Origin of the sequence: Carnobacterium jeotgali MS3 (assembly GCF_000745125.1) — a bacterium.
Taxonomy (GTDB): domain Bacteria; phylum Bacillota; class Bacilli; order Lactobacillales; family Carnobacteriaceae; genus Carnobacterium_B; species Carnobacterium_B jeotgali.
Map to the genome: position 1 here is coordinate 151,078 of NZ_JQNF01000010.1, position 23,517 is coordinate 174,594.

Below are 23,517 nucleotides of genomic sequence, written 5' to 3' on the forward strand. Positions count from 1 at the left end.
AAAAAATTTCTCTAGAAATTTCAGCTCATCAAATGAGTCTATCTATTAACACTAAAAATGATAGCTTTTTTTAAGCTCTTAGTATTGTTGGTCGTAATCAATCAAGTTTGTAGGGAGTTTTTCTCCAGCTAAGTAAGCTTTTAGATTTTCTTCAAAGATAGTAAACAGTCTTTTTTTGAAATGTTCTGCGATTCCAGTAATATGAGGAGTAATTAAAACATCGTCCCTATTCCACAATTCACTTTCTTCTGTTAATGGTTCTGTTTCAAAGACATCTAAACCGGCAAAAGCCAATTTTCCACTATCAAGAGCGTTTACCAAATCATCTGTTTTGACTGTTGGTCCTCTTCCAACATTAATAAAAAGAGTTCCGTCTTTCATTTGTGAGAAAACAGCTTGGTTAAAGAAGTAATGAGTTTGATCCGTGTGCGGTAAAATGTTCACCACAATATCTGCTAGTTTTACTTGTTCTATTAACTCTGGTTGTCTAATTAACTGATCCATATAGTTTACGTCTCTTCCACTACGATTTACACCAATTGTCTTCATATTAAATGCTTTAGCTAAACGTCCAACTTCTATGCCAATTTTTCCGGTCCCAACGATCATAATGGTTTTACCATTCAATTCCATTAACTTATCGACTTGGTCCCATTTTTTTGTTTGTTGATCTTTTACAGCCTTTTGAATGCCTCTTGCATAAGCAAGCAATAGACCAAAGACTGATTCTGCGATTGGAATGCTGTGAATTCCACTTCCATTAGTTAGTAGTATTTGTTTTTCTTCAAGTTTCTTCAAATCAAGAAAATCAACACCAGCTGCTTTTCCTTGAGCCCATCTCAAAACAGGTTTATCATCTGCTAACAGCTCTTCTGTCCGTTGTCCTGTCCATCCATATATAATTTCAACAGACTCTAAAGAGACCTCTTTTTCGTCTGTTTCCCATCCTTTAATTAGGTCATAATCTGGAGCTAGGTCTTTTAAAGTTTCTATTTGTTCATTTGTTGTTTTTTGTATTAACCAGATACTTTTTTTTGTCATTCTTTCATCACCTTTCTATCATTTTCTATTATTATCTCATGCAAAAAAAAGATAGCAAAGAAATTCCCTTGTCTATCTTCATTTTCTGTTAATTTTATTGCGTTAAATGGTACAATAGATGAAAGATACAGCTTTAGAACGGGGTGTTTGAATGGATAAAGAGCATTTACTAACAACGAAATTGATTATTGATGGCCACTTTCATGATTTTCAACTCTATAGTGGAAAATTTTATTTGTGGATGAATCAAAAAGAATTGAATGTCTATGATTGGAATAAATGGATGAAACAACTCGTTGACGTTGATCGCCCCATTTACCTTGAACCTCAGCCTTCTGAGCAAATATCTGTGACTATTGAAGAATTAATTCCTTTTTTGGAGCGTACTATTTCTTTTAGTGAACCCATTTATGATTGTGCAATATTTAATCATATTTTATATTTTTCTGACGACAACGGTTTTTATCGTTATTCTTTAACAAAAAACAATGCGCAAAAAGAGCGGATATGGGATCAAGCTGTTTATTCTATTTCACTTTCTGCTAAAGGTAGAATGGCCTTATCTGCAGGAGAGTCTGGTCTTTTTGAATATCTACTTTCTTCTCATTACCTATATGACCAACTTGATCGTCAAAAAGCACCACGTATCTATCAACTAAATGCTCACTTTGCTTCTCAAGCCACCTGGAATCATCATGACCTTATTCAATATGGTAAAAGTCAGAGCAATCCAACTTATTTAACGCAATTTAACGAGCAGAAAGGTCAGCTACATATAGTCGATGTTTTACCTGTAACTCAGCTAAGTGGATCTTTGACTAGCCAGGTACAAGAATACTTGCTGCCTTTGTCTTTAAATCCACCTTCTATGAAAGATGGTTTACTTTTTTCTTTTGAAATGGATCACCAAAAAGTAAAAAAAGACTCTTTGTATCGATCTAAAACGATTCGTTTAGTAGTAAAGCCGCCAGCAGTTCTTGAACAGCAACAAGATTCAATTGACTTTTTGCTTGTAATGGCTGACTCTCCATCCTTTAAAGTTGTTTTACAAAATGATGTTTTACTAGAAATTCCGCATCACTCTATCCAGAAATTCAGAATTTATAATCGAACAAGGCATTACCGCAATCAATTACATGTTTTACAAAATAATTCCCTAATTTTGTATCTTTTCACAGAAATTAATCGCTGATCCATTTGGCTACTTCGAAAAATTCCTTGCCGAATGCAGCCATTTTAAAAAGAGCCCTTAGATTAGCTTAGGGCTCTTTGCTTTTACACTCTTTTTATTTTTTAAGCATCCAGTGGATTTTTACCTAAAAAAGCTTGCAACATCCAAATTGTTTTATCTACGCCAGATTTGTAGCCAATCAACAAATCTTGTGTTGAATCATCCCCTGCTTCTCCAGTAAGATTAATCCCTTTTTGCAATCTTTCGTCAATGATTTTATAATCTAAAATAGTTGAACTAACCATTTCTTCAGCCGTTTCTTTTCCGTCATACGGAGCTTCTTTAATAGTAGAGAATTCTAAAAACTCTCCTAGAGTTGCATAAGGTTTGCCACCAATTGCAATCAAACGTTCAGCTAATTCATCGAATTGCCCGGTTACTTCATCATAAAGTTCTTCAAATTTCTCATGTAAGGTAAAGAAATGAGGTCCTTTCACATAAAAATGATGTTGATACAATTTGATATTAAAGACACCATATGTTGCGACTAGTTCATTTAATAGTTCTTGTACTTCTGTTTGTTTTGCCATTAGTTCATTCCTCCTGTTTTTTAATTGTTTTATTTATCAACTTATATTTATTATAATCTAAGAAAGTTTTATAGTCTAGTAAATTGATTTAATTTGATAGAATTCTTTTATGCGTTAATCCAGTAAACAAATCTTACTTTTCAGCATTTTACAATAGAATGCTGTTAATTTGATAAGAAAAGAATTCCTAACATCGCATTTCATGATTATATGTGCTAGAATGGTTTAGCATATATAAAAGAATAGGGGTAACTAAATTAAATGATTACAGTAACTAATGTAAGTTTACAATTTTCAGATAGAAAATTGTTCGATGACGTAAATATAAAATTCATTCCCGGCAATTGTTATGGTCTAATTGGTGCAAATGGTGCAGGTAAGTCTACTTTCTTAAAAATACTAGCTGGTGAGATCCAACCTTCAACTGGTAATATTTCTATGGGTCCTGATGAACGCTTGACTACTTTAAGTCAAAATCACTATGGCTTTGAAGATCACACTGTTTTAGAAACAGTTATTATGGGGCATACGCGTTTATACGAAATTATGAAAGAAAAAGATGCTGTCTATATGAAAGCTGACTTCACTGATGCAGATGGTATTTTAGCTGCTGAACTAGAAGGCGAATTTGCTGAATTAGACGGTTGGGAAGCTGAACCTCAAGCAGCAGTTATGCTTCAAGGTTTAGGTATTACAGAAGATATGCTTGATAAAAAAATGAGCGAATTAACAGAAGGTTTGAAAGTTAAAGTCTTGTTAGCGCAAGCTTTATTTGGCAAACCAGATGTTCTTCTATTGGATGAGCCTACCAATGGTTTAGACAAACAATCCATCGAATGGTTAGAAGAATTCTTAATTGATTTCCCGAATACCGTTATTGTGGTTTCTCATGACCGTCACTTCTTAAACAAAGTTTGTACTCACATGGCTGACGTTGACTTTAGTAAAATCAAGTTATATGTTGGAAACTATGATTTCTGGTTAGAATCAAGCCAACTAGCTTCTAAATTACAAGGCAATGTAAATGCTAAAAAAGAAGAGCAAATCAAAGAACTACAAGCCTTTATTGCTCGATTCAGCGCAAATGCGTCTAAATCTAAACAAGCAACGTCTCGTAAAAAGATGTTAGAAAAAATTACGTTAGATGACATTCAACCTTCTTCTCGTCGTTATCCATTCGTTGGATTTACTCCTGATCGTGAAATCGGAAATGACTTGCTGCGTGTTGAAAATGTTTCTAAAACGATCGATGGCAAAAAAATATTAGATAATGTTACTTTCATTTTGAATAAAGACGATAAAGTGGCCTTTACCAGTAAGAATGATATTGCCATTACAGTTTTATTTAAAATATTGATGGGCGAAATGGAACCTGATACTGGTTCAGTCAAATGGGGAGTAACCACTTCTCAGTCTTATTTACCAAAAGATACAACTGACGAATTTGCCGATGAAAAATTAACTGTTGTGGATTGGTTACGTCAATTCGCTTCTGCTGAAGAAAATGACAATACCTTCTTACGTAGTTTCTTAGGTCGTATGTTATTCTCTGGAGAAGATGTTTTAAAAGAAGTATCTGTCCTTTCCGGTGGAGAAAAAGTTCGTTGTATGTTATCTAAAATGATGTTGAGCAAATCAAATGTTTTAGTAATGGACGACCCAACAAATCACTTGGACTTAGAATCTATTACAGCTTTAAATGATGGTTTAATTGCTTTCAAGGGTTCAATTTTATTTGGATCACATGACCACCAATTTATCCAAACTATCGCAAACCGTATTATTGAAATTTCTCCAAATGGAGTAGTAGACCGTGCTGAAACGACTTATGATGACTTCTTAGATAATAAGGCTGTTAAAGAACAAATTGCTGCTTTATATGCTGACTAATTAAAATTATGTAAAAAAAGGCTGTCATGATTCCATTTAAATGGAATCATGACAGCCTTTTTAGTTTCAATAGGTTTATTCAATACCTTTTATCTTTCTAGACATGAAACTATTACTCATCTACCATTACTTCACCCATCACTTTATTTCTGCCTTGGTTTTTGGCCATGTATAAACAGCGGTCTGCCAGTCGGTATAATTTCTTCATATCTTTATTTTGATCAGATGCTGCCAATCCAATTGAGACAGTTATCTTGATCCTCGTTCCATTTTCTAATAAAAATTCTTTATCGGCTACACTAGATCTAATATTATCGGCTATATTTTTTTGTTCAGCATAAGACAGATCATTTAAAATCAAACAAAATTCCTCGCCACCTACACGGTAAACGAGTTCATTATCATGAGCTCCAACTTTCAAGATTGTTGCCACTTGTCGCAAAATAAAATCTCCATTTGCATGACCGTAGCTATCATTGATCCATTTAAAATAATCAATATCAACCATCATTAACGCAGTTTTTGCGATTGTTTGATCTCCTTCAATTTTTCGCCATTTCTTATTGAACGCTCTCATATTATACAATCCGGTCAAAAAATCCATTTTTGCATGTTCTTTCTCATTTAAGTACAAAGAACGACTTTTTAGTAAATCTTCAATAAATACTGTTGCAAGAATACCTACAAGACTAGAGAGCACTAAAAAAATACTATAAATAAGGATATAGACTAAAAAACTATCGTATAAAACATATGAATTCAACGCAATAAGGACAACACAGATAGCATTGAGAATTAATAAAACAACATATTTATTGTTAAATTGTTTTACTAGCTTACGGCATACTAATGGCAATAGGAAGCCCAGAATGATATACATGATTGCCGTTCGAATCGATGCTGGATTGACTCCGAATGTCAAACGCAGTAGTGAAATCAGAATAGCTGTAGGAATAGCCACTTTTTGACCAACATAATAAACTAATAAGATTAATATAATTTGCCTCAGATCTATTATAGCTCCTTTAGGCAAATCAACTGCAAACAGCATCAATAAAAAACTTGTTAAACTAGCGAAACCAATCATTAATAGTTGTTGCTTCACGGTTAGTGTATAAACTTTTTTCTTTGGAATCAGTTTAACGAATATGTAAGATGCTGTACTAAGAATCGATATATTCGCAATGATGCTTAATAAAACAGATGTCAGCATAGCCAGCACCTCCAATCAATTAGTTAGTGTAAATAAATATAGATGAACCATCTCGTTTTCTGCTAGTGACGTTATTGCAGAGACTTTGAAGGTTTGCCAAAATGATACCCTTGTTGTAGAAATATACCTTGCTCATTAAACGTTTCACTTATTTGTTGATTTTCAATTCCTTCTATAACAAAATCAAGCTCATAATCTTCTGCAATTTTTTGCCACGCACCTAAGAAAAGATGCATTGTTTCTTCTTTCAAGTTTTTCTTATTGCATTTTACGATTGAGAATTTAATTTGCTTCAAATAGGAAGTATATTTCAAAACTTCATCTAATGAATTCTTTCCTGAACCTACATCGTCCAGTGCAATATCATATCCTTTTTCTTTGATTGAAGTAAAGATAGATTGCAAGCGTTGTTCGATTATTGAAGAATTCATATTTTCAATTGAAGCAACAAATAGCGGAACATCTTCTGTTATTTCGATAATCAATTGTTCAGCGTATGGTTGGAGTTTGGTAAAAAAAGCATGCGTTTCTGGATAAAATAATTGCTTTGGCGCAAAATTGATAGAAAATATTACTGTGGGAAATGACTGCACCAGTTGTTCCAATTCTTTTTGAAACCAGTTTAAATAAAGACTGTGTTCTTCTTTATTATAAATGATTTCCTCCATTCTCTGAGCTGGATAAAATGGGTTTGCCTCATTATTTCTTAATAAAATTTCATACCCAATAATTCGATTGTCTTGCATATCGACTTTAGGTTGGAAGTAAAGTTGAAACTCGTTCATTAAAAACCCTCCCTTAATACTACTACAATCGGTCATTTATGTATAAAAATAAGACCTGAGTAAATACTTTCTAGTATTAGGCTAACCATTCTTCGTCAAAAAATAAAATCAGCTGATTATACTTTTTTATATAAAAACACCTTCGACGTTTATACTGATTTCCAGTACACCCTCTCGAAGGCGCTTATGTTAGTTAGATTTTTGAAGAGTTTATCTTATTTTCTAGCTTTACGTACTTTTAATGTTTTTCCTTTAATCGTGCGCGTTTGCATCTCTTGTATCACTAAAGGACCTTTTCCATTTAAGATATCAATATACGTGACATTTTCTTGAATCGTAATGATTCCAATGTCATCCGCATTAATACCTGGAATTTTAGCAATGGTTCCTACAAAATCGACTGCACGCATTTTTTTCTTTTTACCACCATTAAAATAAACTTTAGTGATATCACGATTAAGTTCTTTTGAACGCACTTGTTTCAAAGGTGGACGTTCTTGTAATTTTTTTCCAAAAGAAGTTTTATGACTTTGAACTAATCGCGTAGTTGGCAAAGAAACTTCAATAACTGTTTGTCCAGCATAAGCTTTAACTTCATTCCACCATTTTTCTTCTTTAGGTGTAACAAGTGTTAACGCCATTCCAGTTTTTCCGGCTCTTCCTGTTCGTCCTGTACGATGCACAAAGCTTTCTTTTTCTACCGGCACGTCAAAGTTGACTACGTGTGTAACATTTTCAATATCGATTCCTCTTGCAGCAACATCTGTAGCTACTAAATAACGGAATCTTCCTTGTCTAAAGTCATCCATTACAGAAAAACGATCTTCTTGAACCATACCGCCATGAATTTTATCAATTGGCAAGCCTGCTTTGTTTAAGAATGTGTATAAGTTGTTGACAGCTTCTTGTGTATTACAAAAAATCATACATGAATCTGCGTTTTCCACAGTTAATAAATCAAGCAGTTGTTGTTCTTTCTTGTCTTCTTGTACCTTGACACTTGATTGAATAATTTTAGGTTTTGATAACTCAGTTGTCTCGATGACAATAGATTGTTTATCCTGTTTCATGTAAAAACTAGCTATACGCTCAATTTCTTTTGGCATAGTTGCTGAGAAAAGTAAGGTTTGACGTTCTGCAGGTAAAAAATTAATAATTGCTTCTACTTGGTCTGCGAAGCCCATATTTAACATTTCATCCGCTTCATCTAAGACTAAACAGTCAATTTTTTCTACTTTGAAAGTTCCTTTTTGCAAATGGTCTAATACACGACCAGGTGTACCTACAACAATATGGCTTTTTTGTTTTAATTCAGATTTTTGAGTATCGAATGAAGCTTTACCATATACTGCAGTAGCTTTCACTCTCTTTAGACGACCAATATTCATTAAATCTTCTTTTACTTGAATCGCTAGTTCTCTAGTTGGTACTAAAACAAGTACTTGAGGTTTGTTTTCTTCCCAATCAACGGTTTCGCATAACGGTACTCCATAACTAACGGTTTTCCCGCTTCCTGTTTGAGACTCTACAATGACATCTTTTCCTTCTAATGCTAATGGGATCACTTCTTCTTGAACTTTAGTGGGATGAAAATAGCGCAGGCTTGTTAGTGCTGTAACGATTTCATCACTGATTGCAAATTCTTTAAACGTTTTATTTTTATTCATAATAACCTCTTTCAATTGTCCATTTCTTTTAGTATAACAGCATATTCACAAAAATACCGCCATTGAAAGGATATTTTAATAAAAATGCCTAAATAACTAACAGACTGTTCAAACTTTGTCTTCTTTCATTTTTATTCAGTAATATAAGAAATGAATCAAACGTGTTATACTACTATACGAAATGAGTGAATCAGCTTTTTTTCATAAGTTAGTTCATTCCTATTATTGGAGGTATTATATTGAAAACTATTCTTGTATTGCATACTGGTGGAACCATCTCAATGAGTGAGGACCAAACAACTGGAAAAGTTTCTCCTAGTTCAGAAAACCCTTTGAAAAAACGGAGTCATTTATTTGATAAGTTGGCTAATATGATCGTAGAAGATTTTTTACATTTGCCCTCCCCACACATAACACCTAAAGAAATGCTCCTTATAAAAAACCGTATTGAAAAAGCCATCGCTAATCACGAAGCAGATGCTGTTGTGATTACTCATGGAACAGATACATTAGAAGAAACTGCTTATTTCTTAGATCTGACACTTAAAACGTCCATTCCAATCGTTGTAACAGGAGCTATGCGCTCAATCAACGAAATTGGTTCAGATGGATTATATAATTTTCAAAGTGCCATTTGGGTAGCTTTATCTGATGAAGCCAAAGAAAAAGGTGTCTTAGTCGTAATGAATGATGAAATTCATACTGCTCGTTATGTCACCAAAACACATACAAGTAATGTAGCTACATTCCGTACACCAACATTTGGTCCAATTGGGTTGATTTCAAAAAACGAGGTGCTATTTTTCCAAAAGTTAATTGAAGAAGACGTTTATTCTATCAACAATGTAGCTAAAAATGTCTATTTGCTTAAAGTGTATGCGGGTATGGATGGTACATTATTTGACGCTCTAAATCAACCAACAACTGACGGACTTGTTATTGAAGCATTAGGCGCTGGAAACTTGCCACCTACTGCTTTGCCTGCTCTTAAAAGTCTATTGGCCAATCATATCCCTGTAGTACTTGTATCGCGTTCGTTTAATGGTATTGCACAAGATGTTTATGATTACGTTGGTGGCGGAAAACGACTAAAAGAAGATGGCGTTATTTTTACAAATGGCCTATCCGGTCCGAAAGCTCGTATCAAATTACAAGTTGTATTGAGTCAAGATACTTTGACTCGTTCACTAGAAGACTATTTTTAATCTGATTCAAAAAAAACCGTTCATTTGATTAAATGAACGGTTTTTTTCAATGAATTTATTTAGACAATTTTTTTCCAAACGATGCTTGCTTCACAGTTCGTAATGTCTTCTGTCCCAATACGATGAGCAGTAATCACTTCATTGTCTTGCGTTTTTGTTAAGCTCATTTCACTGTGGATCAATTGGCCATAGTGAACTTCTTTTTCAAACTTGATCGTCATCGTTTCTATTTCATGAGTTGTAAGAAATTCAAAATCCAATGTATCGATAGCCCACTCAATGTATTTAGAGTTATTCACATGTCGATTGCTGTCAATATCAAGGTACCTAACAGGATAGTCTTTAGAAATTATGTTTTCTTCATCGACTTTTACAGGCTTTGGAGTACGGATTAGTTTTTTAGAAAATTCTGATTCATATGGTGCAACAATTTCAGCCGGTACGCGAGCCATTTTCCGTTCTTGTACATTCATTAATGCAAAGGTACTATTAACGGTCACGCATAAGTTGCCTTGGGTATCGTATACTTTAAACGTCCGATAACAAAACAGCTTATTGTAAGAAGTTGCCTGTGTCGTGATTTTGATTGATTCATAAAAAGCAGGCATACGCTCGACTTTAACTTCGTATTGAAGAATAATCCAAGCTAATCCTTTCTCAGCTAAAACTTCATCTCCTACACCTAAAATATAGCTTTGTTCACCGGATACATGCAGCATAATATTTAATAACATAGAAAGCGTCATTTTTTGAGTTGTATCACACTCGTAGTATTTAATTTGATGTTCTTTTTCATATATTTTTCCACTCATCCAAAATCCTCATTTCTTTATGACCTTTTCGCTTTAAGAATAGCATATATTTATTAAAAAATTCTGAAAAAATAGTTTGTTTTGCTTCTTTTAATCAGATAAAAAGGTCTAAGACAATTGTCTCAGACCTTTTCATCACATCTTTTTCAGTAATTTAGCTTGAGTTGAATACAACTGATAATACAAGCCTTTTTGAGCAATTAATTCATTGTGACTGCCTGATTCTTGAATTTTTTTATCCGCAATATAAAAAATTCGCGAACTATTTTTAATAGTTGACAGTCTGTGGGCAATAATAAATGCCGTTCTACCTTCGAGTAAGCGGTCCAAACCTTCTTGCACTAATATTTCAGTTTGGGTATCAATACTGGACGTTGCTTCATCTAATATCAATACTTTTGGATCTGCTAACAGAGTACGTGCAAATGAAATCAATTGCCGTTGTCCGGCAGACAAGGTACTTCCACGTTCTTTAACAACTGTCCGGTAGCCATCTTTTAAACTGATAATAAAATCATGAGCTCGAACTATTTTTGCAGCTCGGATAATCTCTTCTTCCGTGGCATCTAATTTACCTAAACGAATGTTTTCCATAATGGTACCCGAAAAGATAAACGTATCTTGCAACATGATTCCAATTTCATTTCGTAAAGAGTTTAATGTTACTTTTCGAATGTCAATTCCGTCTACCAAAATCTCGCCTTCATCTACATCGTAAAAACGAGTCATTAAATTAATAATCGTCGATTTACCTGCACCAGTCGGACCTACTAATGCAATCGTCTCACCGGAGCGGACTTGGAAAGAAAGATCTTCAAAAATCGGCTGATCTTTTTTATATCCAAATGTCACATCATTAAAAACGACATATCCTTGTATAGGAGGCAATTCAAAAGCATTAGGAGCATCTTGTATCTCTGGTTCAATGTCTAAAACTTCAAAAATACGTTCCAAGTAAACCATACCGGTTACTAAACTGTTATAAAAATTACCAATATTGATCATTGGATTCCAAAAGTTATTAACATAACCAATAAAAGCTATTAAAACACCGGTAGAAACATCTATACCGACATCAAGATTACTTAAACCAACAAAATAAATAATCGCTATCGTGATTGCGGCGATATTTTGGATAAATGGAGCCAATAAAAATTGGATTTTTACTGCATGCATCCAAGAGGTTCGTTGGTCTTCACTAACTTCTGCAAAAATATTTCTATTCACATTTTCTCTTGTATAAGATTGAGTAACTTTTATTCCGGCTACACTTTCATGAATATAGGCATTCAAACTTGCTTGTTTGCTGCTGACCTCTTCATACGCTTTGCGTTGTTTATTTTGAATCACAATCGTTACAATAAATAAGATTGGCAATAAAATAAAGCTATAAAGTGTCAACCGAACATCCATGGCAAACATAATGGCTAACGTAACGACTAAACTCATTACGTCAGATAATACGTTTATTAACCCATTTGATAATAAATCACTCAATGAGTTAATGTAGTTTACAACACGCGTAACAATTTTCCCATGTGGACGACTGTCAAAAAATGAGAATGGCAGTTTTTGTAAATGAACGAAGATATCCGTACGCATATCTTTCAAAACATTCTGTCCTAATAAGGTTATATTTTTTATCCGGTATCTTGAAGACCATCCGCCAAATAACTGAGCTAATGAAAACAAAACAATAATCCACGTTAATTGTGTTGTGTCTTTATTTGGAATGCTTTCATCAATAATAATACTCGTAAAATAAGGGCCAATGACCAAAACAAAATTGGATACTAAAATCGCAAAAAAGAGTTTTAAAAACCCATTTTTGTAAGGTGCCAGATATTTCCCTACTCTTCTAATAAGATGAGCATTTTTTTGGTTATTCTTTTCTTCAATTGTTGAGTTAGTCTGCTCCATTCGTTTCCACCTCCTCTTCATAAGATTGACCTAATTGTTTCTGATAAATTCTATAGTAGTAACCTTTTTTATCTAATAAAGAAGCATGGTTCCCTCTTTCTATTATTTCACCTTTAGACATAATAATAATCTCATCAGCTGTTTTTACAGAAGATATTCGATTGGCAATAATAAACGTTGTTTTTTCTTTCATTAATTCGCCTAATCCTTGTTGGATCTTAACTTCTGTTTCCATATCCACAGCAGAAGTCGTATCATCTAAAATAAGAATAGAAGGGTCTTTCATTAAGCCTCTTGCTAAAGAAATCCTTTGCTTTTGTCCACCAGATAATCCACTGCCTCGCTCACCTAAATAAGTATTGTATTGATCAGGCATGCGCTGAATAAAGGGATCAGCATCTGCCACTCGTGCACTTTTTTGCACACTCTCAAGATCTGCTTCAGGGTTTCCAAATGAAATGTTTTTTTGGATTGAATCTGAAAATAGAAAGACATCTTGCATAACAATAGCAATGTGACTTCTTAGTTCCCTTACATTCCATTTTTTTGCATCAATTCCATCGATTAAAACTTTTCCTTCCGTTGGATCAAAGAAACGTGAAATCAAATTAACCAAAGTCGATTTTCCTGACCCCGTTTCTCCTAAGATTCCAATAGTCATACCAGGCTTAGCTTTCAATGAAATATGGCTTAAGATAGGCGTTTCAGGATCATCCTCAAATGAGAATGATACGTCTTGAAATTCAACAATTCCTTGAATGGTTTTTACTGATTCTTTTTCTTCAATTGGAATCATCGGTTTAGCAGCTAACAATTCTCTAATTTTATAAGAAGACGCAATGAACCGTTGCAAATCGTTTACATACCAACCAACGTTACGCATCGGTAAGTTTAACATCCAGATAAAGCCATTAAAAGTGACTAAATCTCCTAAACTCATTGAACCGTCGATGACTAGAAACCCACCATAACCTACCGTAATAACCGATAAAAATCCAGCTAGCGTTTCTAAAGGGGGCAAATAGGTTCTTGTGACATTGGCAGAATCCATATTGCGTTGTTTGTAGTCATCATTGAATTTATCAAATTTTTCTTTTTCATAATCTTCTATAGCAAAAGCTTTGATAACCTTATTTCCACTTACGTTCTCTTCAACCATTGAATTTAATCTCGAAAAACTTTCACGGATTTCATAGTAAACAGCATTTGCTTTGCCGGATAACAAGACAGTTAATAATCCGATAAACGGTGTAACAATCAACAAAGCTAACATTAAACGCCATTCTATAAATCCCATCACTAAAATAGCTGATACTAATAACAACAGATTGTCTAAGACATTATACGATAGCCATGAAATCGCATGTCGAATAGCATCTGTATCGCCAGACATACGAGCCATAATGTCTCCTACTCGTGTATTGTTAAAAAAAGCAAAATCTAATTCTTGAAGTTTTTTATACATACTTTCTCTCATTTGGTAGATAGCATCTTGACCTATTTGTTCGAACATAATTTGGTACACATATCTCAATACCGTCCTTAATATGGTTGCTCCTATCATTAAGGCTAACAAAGGGATAAGCAAATTTTTCTGCTCATCAACAATTACTCTATCAACGATTTCACCACCAATCAGCGGTGAAACAACATTTAATAACGCAACTATAATGACCATGATGGTTCCCACCAGAGTCTTCACCTTATTTGATTTGATATATTGTGAAACCCATTTTATGCTACTCATACAACAATGCCTCCTTATCTTACATTTAAAATTTGTTTGGCTATTCATTAAAACATAGTCGCTTCAACTAGTTTTATTTCTTCCATTCTTTTGGATAGTCCTATCTAAACTGTTAATTTTAATCTCCTATACAGTATATTTGATTCATAAAATGAATACACGTATTCTGCTCATGATCCTAGTTCTTCCATAAAAATCTCATTTAAAATTTATACCGTTTTTAATGTTCAACTATCTAAAAAAAGATGGGTATGGAACAAAATGTCCAAGGCCCATCTTTTTTATTACTATTAAGTTCGTGTTCCTAATCCTTAGAGTAACTTGGTTTCTTTTTTATTGGGAAAAATGTTTTTTCACGAATATCAAAATACTGCTCTTTAAATGGATGATTTGAATCTGCATTCCAAGGTTTCGCATGTCCGCAGAAATGAATAACTGCTGGATTTTCTCTTGCTTCATCCCATTTTAATTGACCTTGAATTGTTGGATGTTCTACTTCTTGCAACATCATATAGGTTTGTGCATTCCAACGTGGATCAAGTTCTAACCATCTATCATGTAAGATAGCATTTAATGCATCTTGATCATGAAATCTTAATTTTTCAGGGTTATTTTCAATGAAAGCTAAAACTTGTTCGGTTATTTTCTCTTCACGCCATTTTTCTAAATCCATTACCATAAGGCCTGAATTAAAGTAAAGATCCGTTTCGCTTTCAATGCCCATCTTTTCTAGACGGTTATGGAATCCAGCATCTTCAACGGCACCAAGCAATTTATCACCTAAATCCACTTCCCAAAGGCCTTCAATATCTTCTAAAGAAATCATATCACAATCCATATAAATGGCACGTTTAGTTTCCTTTAATAGATTCGGAATTGAAATACGGTAGTAAGCCGTTTGTGGGATACGGTCACTCTCTACTGCGCCTGCGAACTCGGTAGGATCAATTGTGACATAACTGATTCTTGCATCGTACTCTCCCACTGTACGATTCAATAAAAATTTAGAATGGAGTGAAATATTGTCATCAATTACATAAAAATGAAAAGTTGTATGTGTTTGTTTTGTTGTTAAAAGTGAGCGAAACAGCGTTGCCAAGTGTGGAACAAACGCTTCATTGCTCGACGATACAATTGAGATACTTCTTTGTTCAACCATTGGTAATTCCTCCTTAAATTTGCTGTTGTTCTTATCCTAACTCATCCAAAATAAGAAAAGGTAAGATATCCTTTTATTTAGAAGGACATTCCTTCTAATCCTTTAAGATTTCTAGTTGACTGCATCCTTCTTTGATACTTCATCACTAAAAGGAGTTTTGCTTAATTCTGCCAAATATTTCTCGGCATAAGGATGGTACTCATCTGAGTTCCATGGTTTATCATGTCCAGTAAAGTGAATAATAGATGGTTGGCGAATCGCTTCTTTGTATGACTTTGCATATTCCTCATTTGGGGGTTGGTGTCTTTCAAATACTAAAGAAGTTTGCACATTCCATTTTGGATGAAGTCCGTACCACTTCTCGTAAAGCGTTCCATTTAAGGCATCTTGATCATGATAGATGATTTTATCCATCTGTTTTTCAAGAAACGATAACGTTTTTTCAGTAATTTGCGCTTTGCGCCAGTTGTCTAAATCAATCAACAGTAAGCCTGAATTAAAATAATAATCCTCTGTTTCGATACCTAACCTAGGATGAACGACCGCTTGTCCAGGATCAATAACGGCACCTACTACTTTATCTCCTATGTCCGTTTCATACAGTTTAGAAATATCCTCTAGTACTAAGACATCGCTGTCGATATACACTACTTTTTCATAGTTTTTATCTTTTAACAAATCTGGTAACGATATTCTATAGTACGCTGTTTGTGTGATATGATCACTTTCCATTACATCCGCATACAATTCTGAATCGACTTCCAAATAGTCAATTGTAGCAGTATGATTGGAAATAACTTTTGCTAATTTTTTTTTGCTGTCTGCTGAAATATGATCATCAATAATGTAAAAAGCTACATCATAAGCACTAGACAGATGATCTAAAATTGTTTTTAGGGTCACACTTAGGTAAGGGGCGTAATTATTATCTGCCGCACTTACAATTGGAATAAGCTTTCTTTCTCCCATTTCAAACCATCCTTTCTATCTTTTGTTAAAAAATAATTAAAATTTAATTAAGATTTGAATTATCTCTATACAAAATTCTACCTCTTTATTTTATTTTTTTCAAACGATACGCCTTGATATAACAGCATTTACTTTAAAAAGAAAAGAAAAACGCTACTTTTCAAGCACTTAAACCTCATACCCACTTGCTTACACTCCTTATAGTTAAATGAATTATAGACTTTAGACCCATAGAATTTTTTTGAAATTCATGTATACTAAAAATGAAATCAAAAACAACTAAAAGGACTCATATTGATTAAAAATCGAAAATAGAGGTAGTTTAACTAACTTTTTTTGATGACTAAAAAGTAAAGAGATGAAGGTCTTATAATGAAAATTTATCTTATGTTAACTGATACAAATACCGTTCTGTCTAAAACGATTAAATTATATACAAAAGCAACTTATAATCATGCTTCTATTGCACTGGAACCTACTTTGCTAAAACCCTATAGTTTTGGTCGCAAATATACACATAATCCCTTTTTAGGCGGCTTTATAGAAGAAGATTTAACTCGTCCCTATTTTTTAAGAGCTCAATGCGCTATTTATTGTTGCGAAATTTCTGAACAGCAATATGAATCACTCGTTGAACTGCTCTCTTTTTATAATCAAACTAAAGACATTTATCGTTATAATTTAATTGGCCTAATCACTTTAGCTTTGAATATTGATTTTGATCGAAGAGATTCTTTCTTTTGTTCACAATTTGTCGCATCCGTTCTCAGTGAAAGTGGTATTTATACATTTGAAAAAGAACCTCATTTTATTACCCCTGAAGATTTAAGCCAAGTCCCCATATTTGTACCTATTTATGCTGGCTCTTTGTTGGGCTATTTACAGACAGTTGCTCAAGAACAATCTAAACCGCAATTATTATTATCATAAAATAGTGTGGATGCTTCAATAAATTCTTATGAACTAGCCGGATTTTCTTGTAAGAGCCCTGGTACCGTCTTAAGCCTAAAGATTTAAGATTTTTCAAGCCTCAAACACAGCCTAATCGCTAAAGCGTTAAAGCTGTGTCATTCTCATTGAATACCTCACCAGGCTATAAGCAATCCTATTCCTCCAGAATGTTAAGCAGGAACTAAATTCATTTATCCACACTAAAAAGTTTAGAGCCAAAAGAAGCTGTGTAGCTTCTTTTGGCTCTAACTGTTATTTATATAAATCATCTCCATCAAAGGATCGTTGCTTCTCTTTTTACATTTTAATCGCAGCTCGGCTACCTTCTGATGATTTTGTTACTTCAATATGGACCGGTATCCTTGTTTTTAATTCCTCAACATGAGAAATAATACCTACTAATCGACCTCTTTGATTTAATTCAAACAATGTTTCAATAGCGCTATCTAATGACTCTGCATCTAACGTCCCAAAACCTTCATCAATAAATAATGTATCCACACTAACTCCGCCACTGTGATTTTGAATAACATCACTCAATCCTAAAGCAAGTGCGAGAGAGGCTTTGAAACTTTCTCCGCCAGACAATGTCTTCACACTTCTTTTCATACCCGTGTAATTATCAAATACATCTAGATCTAAGCCTTTTGGACCTGCCCCTTTTGTTTTTTCTTTATTTCGAATAAGCACATACCGATCAATGGTCATTTGAGTAAATCGTGTATTGGCTGCTTCTATGATTTCTTCAAAATAAATACCCAGAACATAGCGTTCAAAAGAAATATAATCGGTTTCTTTTGAGCCATTAGCCATTTCTGACAATTCCTTGTACATTAAATATTCTTCTTGTTGTCCTTTTTTCGCATGATAGTTGAATTGAATTTGTGAAAGAATGGATTGGACCGTTTTTTCCGTTCCAATTAACTCACGCAGTTGTTCTTTAAATGCAGTGCTTTCTAATTCTATTGCTTGATTCTTTGTTTGATAGGTTTCAATCGATTGGTCGGCTCCTTCTTTAGCAAGATTCCCTTTTTTCTCTAACATACTGGTTTGATTCGTCCACATTTTCTTATCAAAAGCTGCTATTTCATCGATCAACTGCAGCTTAGCTTCTTTTCCCACTAAATATTTTTCAAAGCTCTCATCTAATTGACTTGCGATTAGCTTCTGATTAAAGACTTCTTTCACCTCTCTCTCACGTTCATTTAGTGTGCTCAATTGTTTTTCATAAGCTTTTGTACTTGTTTGGTACTGTGTTTGCGCTTTTTCTAATTTGACTTTCTTTTCTTGTGCATCGCTGTATTCTTCTTCAATATGAGTAATTTCATTTGTTCTTTCACCAATTTCTACTTGGATAGCTGATAGGTCCGTTAGCGTTAAGTTTGTTTGCAACGTATCGATTTCTATCTTCAATTCACTAATGCGCGTTGAGTGGTGTTGAACAGCAGATGCAAGCTGTTGCATTTTCGTTTCTTTTTCACTTACTTGTCTGACTGTCTCACGTTTTTCTTTTTCTGCCTGCTCTTCTTTAGCAATCTTTTTTTGTAAAGTTTTTAGTTCTTCGGTCAATTCCTCTTGCTTCGTAGTTGTTTCAGATATCCGTTGTTCAATTTTGATTTGTTCATTCTGTAATGCAGTTGACTGAATGCCCAACGCTTTTTCACTTGATTGAATGGCTTCACTCAATCCTTGCAGTTCAATGGAAATTCGGTCAAATTGTTTACCAATTTCATTTTTATGTGCTTCTAGTTCTTCTAGGGCTTCTTTTGAAACTGTATCTTGAGCCAGTTTTGCAGGAGCAGGATGATGGAGCGAACCGCAAACAGGACAGGCTTTTTCCTCTTCTAATTCACTAGCTAGTATCCCAGCAATATTTCGGTTATAGATTAGTCGTTGTTCTTGATAATGGCTTTCTACTTGCTTAAATTTAGATTCTATTTCATGAAATTCTTTTTGTTTAGCAGCTCTTTTTGTTAAATAACCGCTGAACACTAGTAAAACTTCTTGCTGCCTTTTTGTTTCATGTTGGTCTTGTTGAAGTTTGCTTGTCTCACGTTGCTTTTCCATGATGCTGGTTTTAGCTTGTTGGATTTCTTGCAATGTGCGCTCTTGTTTCTCCAACTGTTCTTTACCAATAAAGACTTGATTTTCCAACTGTTTGATAGCTTGTTGTTTCGCATCATTTTCTTGCTCCAACTCACCAATAGCTTTTTCTTTAGCAGTTTGTTCGCTGAGTTTTTTTTCTTGCTCTTTCAAGCTTAATAACGCTTCTCGCTTATTCGGCAATTCTTTGTAGGCAACTTGTAAACCGTGATACCTTTTTTCTGTTTCTAGTAAACACTCTGCTGTTTCAGTCAGCAGCTTTTGTTCTTTAGTTAGTTCCATTTCAATAGCTTGCTTTTCAGTAGCGATGCGTTCTACTTGTTGCTTGGCTTCAAAACATTCTTCAGCTTGTTTAGCTAACGCTAGTCCCAAACGTTTCGCCTCAATGAGTTCTGCATTGCTTCCCAAAATTTCTTTTTCTTCTTCAAGAATTTCTAAAGCTACTAGCAAATCAATCTTTCGCTGATTATTATGAGACAACGTGTCTAATGTTGCTAATTCTTTTTCAAGTAACTGAATCTTTGCTTTGTAACTTTCAACTAATCGAGTCAATTCTTCCATGATGGTTGGGATGTCATATAAAAGGATAGCTTCTCTGAGTATTTCATTGCTATTTTCAGGAATCATTCCGACAAATTGTTGCAAAGTACTTTCACTTTGATCCATTCCTTGTTTTAAATTACTGGCTTTGTCTTTTAATAAGGATTGCAAGTCTTTGATCGTATCCGTTTGGAAAATATTCCGAAAAATCTTTTCTTTGTCGGCACTGTTGGATTCCAACATCTTTTTAAACTCACCTTGAGGCAACATAACAATTTGTTTAAATTGCTCATACGATAAAGAAAGCAATTCTTGAATTTCTTGATTGGCTTCACTAATTTTAGTCGTAACCGTTCCATTGTGATGAAATTCAACCTCTGAGGACCATTTTTTTAATTTCCCATTTTTTCCGGGTCCAATTTGAACGGGACTTCTTTTTATGAAATAATTTCTGCCCGCTATTTCAAACTCTAGCTCGACAAAACACAACACCTCATCTGAAGCAAATTGCGATTTAAAGGAATCTTTCCCCCGACTTGTACCACTGGCATCATCGTATAAAGCATAGGCAATCGCATCAAAGATTGTGGTCTTTCCTGCTCCCGTGGGTCCACTCACAAGAAAAAGGGTTTGTTGCTGAAATTGAGTAAAATCAATCACGACTTTTTCTTTGTAAGGGCCAAAAGCATTCATCACTAATTTTAAAGGTCTCATCTTATTCGCCTCTTTCCATTTGATGCAACAGACTGTCAATAATCTCTTTTCGTTCAGTCGTCAATTCTTTTTCTTTGTAATGAGCGTAAAAGTCCGCAAAAATATCTTGGATTGATAATTTTTTCAATTGTTCTTGATGCATAGCTGAAGAACTTTCTTCGCGTTCTTTCTTAGCCGTATACTCCAGACCCATGGCATTTGGATAACGACGACGCAATTGATTCATTGCATCCATAACAAAATTTTCGTCTAGTAGTTCAAAAAAGACATAGTCATCAGATTTCTGTTCCATTATGTTGTCAAACAACCCTTTTATGACTCTCATATCTCTTTTAGGCTGGATATAAATGGGTTCTATTTCAACATGATTTTTTTCTAACGTCACTAAAGATAGTTGTTTTTTATGGACAGCTTCTGATTTTGAATATTTCATTATCGACCCACTGTAACGTATCCGGTCGTGTTTTACTTTTTGAGCTTTATGCAAATGTCCCAATGCAACATAATCAAATGCCTCAAATAATTCAACACTAACATATTCGGCTGTTCCAATACTAAGCGGCCTTTCTGAGTCGGTTGTTTCAGAAGTATCATTGCTCAAATTAATGACGTATCCATGTGCAATTAAAACATTGATTTCTGTTGGATCCATTTCTTTTTTTATGGCTTCAATCTGCACTCTAGCAGCATCTTCTAAACTTTTAATGGACTCATCTTGTAGCAGTTCCCGAATATAGGCATAGTCTGCGAAAGGCATTAAATAAAAATTGACTCCTTTAATGGTTACTTTTCGTGTCTTTTCTTTTACGGTTCCTTCAATGTATAACTGATTGGTCGCTAATAAATCCGCCCCATATTCTACCCGTTCATTGCTATCATGGTTACCTGCTATCACCAATACGGGGACGTTAACTTCTTGAACCAGTCTTGTCAATACCTTATTGGCTAAGGCAACAGCCTCTTTTGACGGCATGGCCCGGTCATATAAATCTCCAGCCATAATCACAGCATCTACTTTTACTGTTTTTAATTTTTCTATGAGTTGATCAAGAAAATAGTCTTGGTCTTCTAACATCGACAGTTCATTGACAATTTTCCCAATGTGCCAGTCTGCTGTATGTAATAATCGCATAAGTACTCTCCTTTATAATCCTCTATTGCTTCTAGTATACTACGAATAATTCGTTGAAAACACCAACTGTTGAAACTAAAACCAACTCTCTTTTTAATTGTTTTATTTGCTAGCTAAAAAAACATTCCAACTTATGCTATGCTTGTATTAATCAATTGATAGGAATGAGGTAAGATCATGCAAACAAATTTTGACTTATACGAACATCAAGCTCAATACTATGAAACAGACCAGATGGGAATCATCCACCATTCAAATTATATTCGGTGGTTTGAAGAAGCCAGAACCAATTTATTGGATCAATTGGGTTTTGGTTATGATCAAATGGAAAAACTGGGGATTATCATTCCTGTTTTAGCAATCACGTGTACGTATAAATCGATGGTTTACTACAATGACCGTGTCTTCATTATTCCTAAGATTGAAGAGTTTAACGGTATTCGTTTGACTATTTCCTATAGGATAATAGATAAAGCTACCGGTGTATTGCGAACTACTGGGGAAAGTAAACATTGCTTCTTAGATAAAACTAATCGTCCTATTTCATTGAAAAAAGAACAGACAAAAATGTATGATTTATTCAACGATTATTGGGGAATCGATTTATCAAAATAAGTTTCAGCAATTAGTAAAAACCAAAAAGACAAAGTAAGCTGTCTTTTTGGTTTATTTTTTATCAGTCAGTTATTTCAGTAATTAGTTTTTGAACAGGTATGTCAAACGACTCAATTGGAAATCCAGCGGTTAGTTGTTTCGAATAAATAAGAGCAGCTGTGTGGTTAGGAAAGTCGGTTAAAAAGCGATCATAATACCCTCCACCAAACCCGATTCGAAAACCTTTCGTATCAAAAACCAACCCGGGTACCAATACTAAATCAATTTCTGTTTTACTCACTTCTTTTGTCTCTTGAGTTTTAGGTTCGATGAGGTTATAGAAGCCTTTTTCTAGTTGTTCTAAACTAGTGAAATCATAAAATATCATTGCCTTAGTTTGTGGAACACACTTTGGTGCACAAACAATTTTTCCTTCTTGCCATGCTCGTTCAATAACACCTAACGTATTCCATTCAAATCCTTGAGAAAGTGTGACCCCAACACGCTTGGCTGCTTTCCACTCCTCGGATTTAAATAAGTTTTCTTCTAACTTTTTTTCAATAGCCACTTTTTCTTCCGAAGAAATATTTTTCAAGAAAGAAATCATCTTCTGACGCAAAAAAGGTTTAGTCATTTCTTCTGTCATTGGTTGTCCTTCTTTTCCCAGTCTTAAAGCTTTATTGGCTTGATGATTTGTATAGCAGACTGATTTTTTGATAAACGTTCGTTGCGAGAATTGTCCCTTTTTCTAGCAACAGATCAGCTTTTAGGTTTAAAGCTTCTTTTTTTTGCCTATTTTTCATCGAAGCTGTATTGATGTAAACACTCAAACTAGCACCTTCTAAAGCAGCTTTACAAAAAACAATGCCCGTTCCCGCATCCGCAATCAACATTTTATTGCCTATTTTTGACATCTGTTCCAGCAGTTCAATTGCTCTTAAGGCCTTTTCCATTATTTCAATTGGGACAACTGAAGCGCCTACTAAAGCTTCTTCTATGACTTTTTCTTTGTAGTTTATTTCAGCTGGTGTTGATTTAGGCAGCTTATACGCTTGTGCTAAAGGATAAAAAGCATCTGCGTCTTTTTGAATTAACCCTTCCAAGCACCATTTTATTTGTTCTAGCTCTTCAACAATCGTCTCAACTTCCGATTCAACCGCTTGATATTTTTTCTTTCCCAGTGTGAAATTTCCAACCATACTACCTAAAGAGGAGCCTAATGCAGCCACTAATGCTGCGGCACCACCTGCTCCAGGAGTAGATTGTTTTGCGGATAAATCTGTTAAAAACTGCTCAATGGTTTGTTCTTTCATT

General features: G+C 34.3%; 19 protein-coding genes. 5 read left to right on the plus strand and 14 right to left on the minus strand.

The window, feature by feature from the left end:
* Positions 1–78: 78 nt before the first annotated feature.
* Positions 79–1,041, minus strand: coding sequence for a phosphoglycerate dehydrogenase (locus BP18_RS08285; protein ID WP_007720960.1), 963 nt, complete (start codon positions 1,039–1,041; stop codon positions 79–81).
* Between the two features lie 151 nt (positions 1,042–1,192).
* Here BP18_RS08285 and BP18_RS08290 point away from each other — a divergent pair, with 151 nt between their 5' ends.
* Complete coding sequence (locus BP18_RS08290) at positions 1,193–2,233, plus strand: hypothetical protein (RefSeq protein ID WP_007720962.1); 1,041 nt, start codon at positions 1,193–1,195, stop codon at positions 2,231–2,233.
* Between the two features lie 101 nt (positions 2,234–2,334).
* Here the strand turns inward: BP18_RS08290 and BP18_RS08295 are convergent, their stop codons facing one another.
* On the minus strand, positions 2,335–2,802 hold the full coding sequence (locus BP18_RS08295) for a Dps family protein (protein WP_007720964.1): 468 nt from the start codon (positions 2,800–2,802) through the stop codon (positions 2,335–2,337).
* A 261-nt stretch (positions 2,803–3,063) separates the two neighbouring features.
* Here BP18_RS08295 and BP18_RS08300 point away from each other — a divergent pair, with 261 nt between their 5' ends.
* Positions 3,064–4,692, plus strand: a complete 1,629-nt coding sequence (locus tag BP18_RS08300; protein ID WP_007720965.1) for an ABC-F family ATP-binding cassette domain-containing protein — start codon at positions 3,064–3,066, stop codon at positions 4,690–4,692.
* Between the two features lie 112 nt (positions 4,693–4,804).
* Here the strand turns inward: BP18_RS08300 and BP18_RS08305 are convergent, their stop codons facing one another.
* The 3 genes from BP18_RS08305 to BP18_RS08315 all read right to left on the minus strand — a co-directional run bounded on the left by BP18_RS08305 (position 4,805) and on the right by BP18_RS08315 (position 8,357).
* The gene (locus BP18_RS08305) at positions 4,805–5,905 is read right to left on the minus strand and encodes a GGDEF domain-containing protein (RefSeq protein WP_029278270.1); all 1,101 of its coding nucleotides are present in this window, start codon (positions 5,903–5,905) and stop codon (positions 4,805–4,807) included.
* Positions 5,906–5,976: 71 nt separating this feature from the next.
* The gene (locus BP18_RS08310; RefSeq protein WP_007720969.1) at positions 5,977–6,690 is read right to left on the minus strand and encodes an EAL domain-containing protein; all 714 of its coding nucleotides are present in this window, start codon (positions 6,688–6,690) and stop codon (positions 5,977–5,979) included.
* Between the two features lie 215 nt (positions 6,691–6,905).
* On the minus strand, positions 6,906–8,357 hold the full coding sequence (locus tag BP18_RS08315; RefSeq protein ID WP_007720971.1) for a DEAD/DEAH box helicase: 1,452 nt from the start codon (positions 8,355–8,357) through the stop codon (positions 6,906–6,908).
* A gap of 239 nt (positions 8,358–8,596) precedes the next feature.
* Here BP18_RS08315 and BP18_RS08320 point away from each other — a divergent pair, with 239 nt between their 5' ends.
* Positions 8,597–9,562 (plus strand): asparaginase, encoded by a 966-nt coding sequence (locus BP18_RS08320; RefSeq protein WP_007720972.1) that lies wholly within the window; start codon positions 8,597–8,599, stop codon positions 9,560–9,562.
* A 59-nt stretch (positions 9,563–9,621) separates the two neighbouring features.
* Here the strand turns inward: BP18_RS08320 and BP18_RS08325 are convergent, their stop codons facing one another.
* The 5 genes from BP18_RS08325 to BP18_RS08345 form a co-directional block, all read right to left on the minus strand.
* The gene (locus BP18_RS08325; RefSeq protein WP_007720973.1) at positions 9,622–10,374 is read right to left on the minus strand and encodes an acyl-[acyl-carrier-protein] thioesterase; all 753 of its coding nucleotides are present in this window, start codon (positions 10,372–10,374) and stop codon (positions 9,622–9,624) included.
* A gap of 135 nt (positions 10,375–10,509) precedes the next feature.
* Positions 10,510–12,294 (minus strand): ABC transporter ATP-binding protein, encoded by a 1,785-nt coding sequence (locus BP18_RS08330; protein WP_007720975.1) that lies wholly within the window; start codon positions 12,292–12,294, stop codon positions 10,510–10,512.
* Positions 12,281–14,041, minus strand: a complete 1,761-nt coding sequence (locus BP18_RS08335; protein WP_029278267.1) for an ABC transporter ATP-binding protein — start codon at positions 14,039–14,041, stop codon at positions 12,281–12,283. The genes BP18_RS08330 and BP18_RS08335 overlap by 14 nt, the downstream gene beginning before the upstream one ends.
* A 304-nt stretch (positions 14,042–14,345) precedes the next feature.
* Positions 14,346–15,200 (minus strand): glycosyltransferase family 8 protein, encoded by an 855-nt coding sequence (locus BP18_RS08340; RefSeq protein WP_007720984.1) that lies wholly within the window; start codon positions 15,198–15,200, stop codon positions 14,346–14,348.
* A gap of 111 nt (positions 15,201–15,311) precedes the next feature.
* Positions 15,312–16,169: a glycosyltransferase family 8 protein gene (locus BP18_RS08345; protein ID WP_007720986.1), complete on the minus strand. Its 858-nt coding sequence runs from the start codon at positions 16,167–16,169 to the stop codon at positions 15,312–15,314.
* A 372-nt stretch (positions 16,170–16,541) separates the two neighbouring features.
* Between BP18_RS08345 and BP18_RS08350 the strand changes: the two genes are divergently transcribed.
* On the plus strand, positions 16,542–17,099 hold the full coding sequence (locus tag BP18_RS08350) for a hypothetical protein (RefSeq protein WP_007720987.1): 558 nt from the start codon (positions 16,542–16,544) through the stop codon (positions 17,097–17,099).
* Positions 17,100–17,417: 318 nt separating this feature from the next.
* On the opposite strand, the gene BP18_RS08355 is transcribed toward BP18_RS08350, so the two are convergent.
* Entirely contained in the window at positions 17,418–20,477 is a 3,060-nt protein-coding gene (locus BP18_RS08355) for an SbcC/MukB-like Walker B domain-containing protein (RefSeq protein ID WP_035050581.1), read from the minus strand.
* A gap of 1 nt (position 20,478) precedes the next feature.
* Positions 20,479–21,609, minus strand: a complete 1,131-nt coding sequence (locus BP18_RS08360; protein ID WP_029278265.1) for an exonuclease SbcCD subunit D — start codon at positions 21,607–21,609, stop codon at positions 20,479–20,481.
* 177 nt (positions 21,610–21,786) lie between these two features.
* Between BP18_RS08360 and BP18_RS08365 the strand changes: the two genes are divergently transcribed.
* Entirely contained in the window at positions 21,787–22,224 is a 438-nt protein-coding gene (locus BP18_RS08365) for an acyl-CoA thioesterase (RefSeq protein WP_029278264.1), read from the plus strand.
* Positions 22,225–22,285: 61 nt separating this feature from the next.
* Here BP18_RS08365 and BP18_RS08370 read toward each other — a convergent pair whose 3' ends face one another.
* Both BP18_RS08370 and BP18_RS08375 read right to left on the minus strand, forming a co-directional pair.
* The gene (locus BP18_RS08370) at positions 22,286–22,849 is read right to left on the minus strand and encodes a 5-formyltetrahydrofolate cyclo-ligase (protein WP_007720994.1); all 564 of its coding nucleotides are present in this window, start codon (positions 22,847–22,849) and stop codon (positions 22,286–22,288) included.
* A 31-nt stretch (positions 22,850–22,880) separates the two neighbouring features.
* Complete coding sequence (locus tag BP18_RS08375; RefSeq protein WP_007720995.1) at positions 22,881–23,516, minus strand: cyclodeaminase/cyclohydrolase family protein; 636 nt, start codon at positions 23,514–23,516, stop codon at positions 22,881–22,883.
* Position 23,517 lies beyond the last annotated feature (1 nt).

Coding starts and splice junctions, on each gene's coding strand:
- BP18_RS08285 (WP_007720960.1), bottom strand. CDS start 1,041: ATGACAAAAAAAAGTATCTGGTTAATACAAAAAACAACAAATGAACAA.
- BP18_RS08290 (WP_007720962.1), top strand. CDS start 1,193: ATGGATAAAGAGCATTTACTAACAACGAAATTGATTATTGATGGCCAC.
- BP18_RS08295 (WP_007720964.1), bottom strand. CDS start 2,802: ATGGCAAAACAAACAGAAGTACAAGAACTATTAAATGAACTAGTCGCA.
- BP18_RS08300 (WP_007720965.1), top strand. CDS start 3,064: ATGATTACAGTAACTAATGTAAGTTTACAATTTTCAGATAGAAAATTG.
- BP18_RS08305 (WP_029278270.1), bottom strand. CDS start 5,905: ATGCTGACATCTGTTTTATTAAGCATCATTGCGAATATATCGATTCTT.
- BP18_RS08310 (WP_007720969.1), bottom strand. CDS start 6,690: ATGAACGAGTTTCAACTTTACTTCCAACCTAAAGTCGATATGCAAGAC.
- BP18_RS08315 (WP_007720971.1), bottom strand. CDS start 8,357: ATGAATAAAAATAAAACGTTTAAAGAATTTGCAATCAGTGATGAAATC.
- BP18_RS08325 (WP_007720973.1), bottom strand. CDS start 10,374: ATGAGTGGAAAAATATATGAAAAAGAACATCAAATTAAATACTACGAG.
- BP18_RS08330 (WP_007720975.1), bottom strand. CDS start 12,294: ATGGAGCAGACTAACTCAACAATTGAAGAAAAGAATAACCAAAAAAAT.
- BP18_RS08335 (WP_029278267.1), bottom strand. CDS start 14,041: ATGAGTAGCATAAAATGGGTTTCACAATATATCAAATCAAATAAGGTG.
- BP18_RS08340 (WP_007720984.1), bottom strand. CDS start 15,200: ATGGTTGAACAAAGAAGTATCTCAATTGTATCGTCGAGCAATGAAGCG.
- BP18_RS08345 (WP_007720986.1), bottom strand. CDS start 16,169: ATGGGAGAAAGAAAGCTTATTCCAATTGTAAGTGCGGCAGATAATAAT.
- BP18_RS08350 (WP_007720987.1), top strand. CDS start 16,542: ATGAAAATTTATCTTATGTTAACTGATACAAATACCGTTCTGTCTAAA.
- BP18_RS08355 (WP_035050581.1), bottom strand. CDS start 20,477: ATGAGACCTTTAAAATTAGTGATGAATGCTTTTGGCCCTTACAAAGAA.
- BP18_RS08360 (WP_029278265.1), bottom strand. CDS start 21,609: ATGCGATTATTACATACAGCAGACTGGCACATTGGGAAAATTGTCAAT.
- BP18_RS08365 (WP_029278264.1), top strand. CDS start 21,787: ATGCAAACAAATTTTGACTTATACGAACATCAAGCTCAATACTATGAA.
- BP18_RS08370 (WP_007720994.1), bottom strand. CDS start 22,849: ATGACAGAAGAAATGACTAAACCTTTTTTGCGTCAGAAGATGATTTCT.
- BP18_RS08375 (WP_007720995.1), bottom strand. CDS start 23,516: ATGAAAGAACAAACCATTGAGCAGTTTTTAACAGATTTATCCGCAAAA.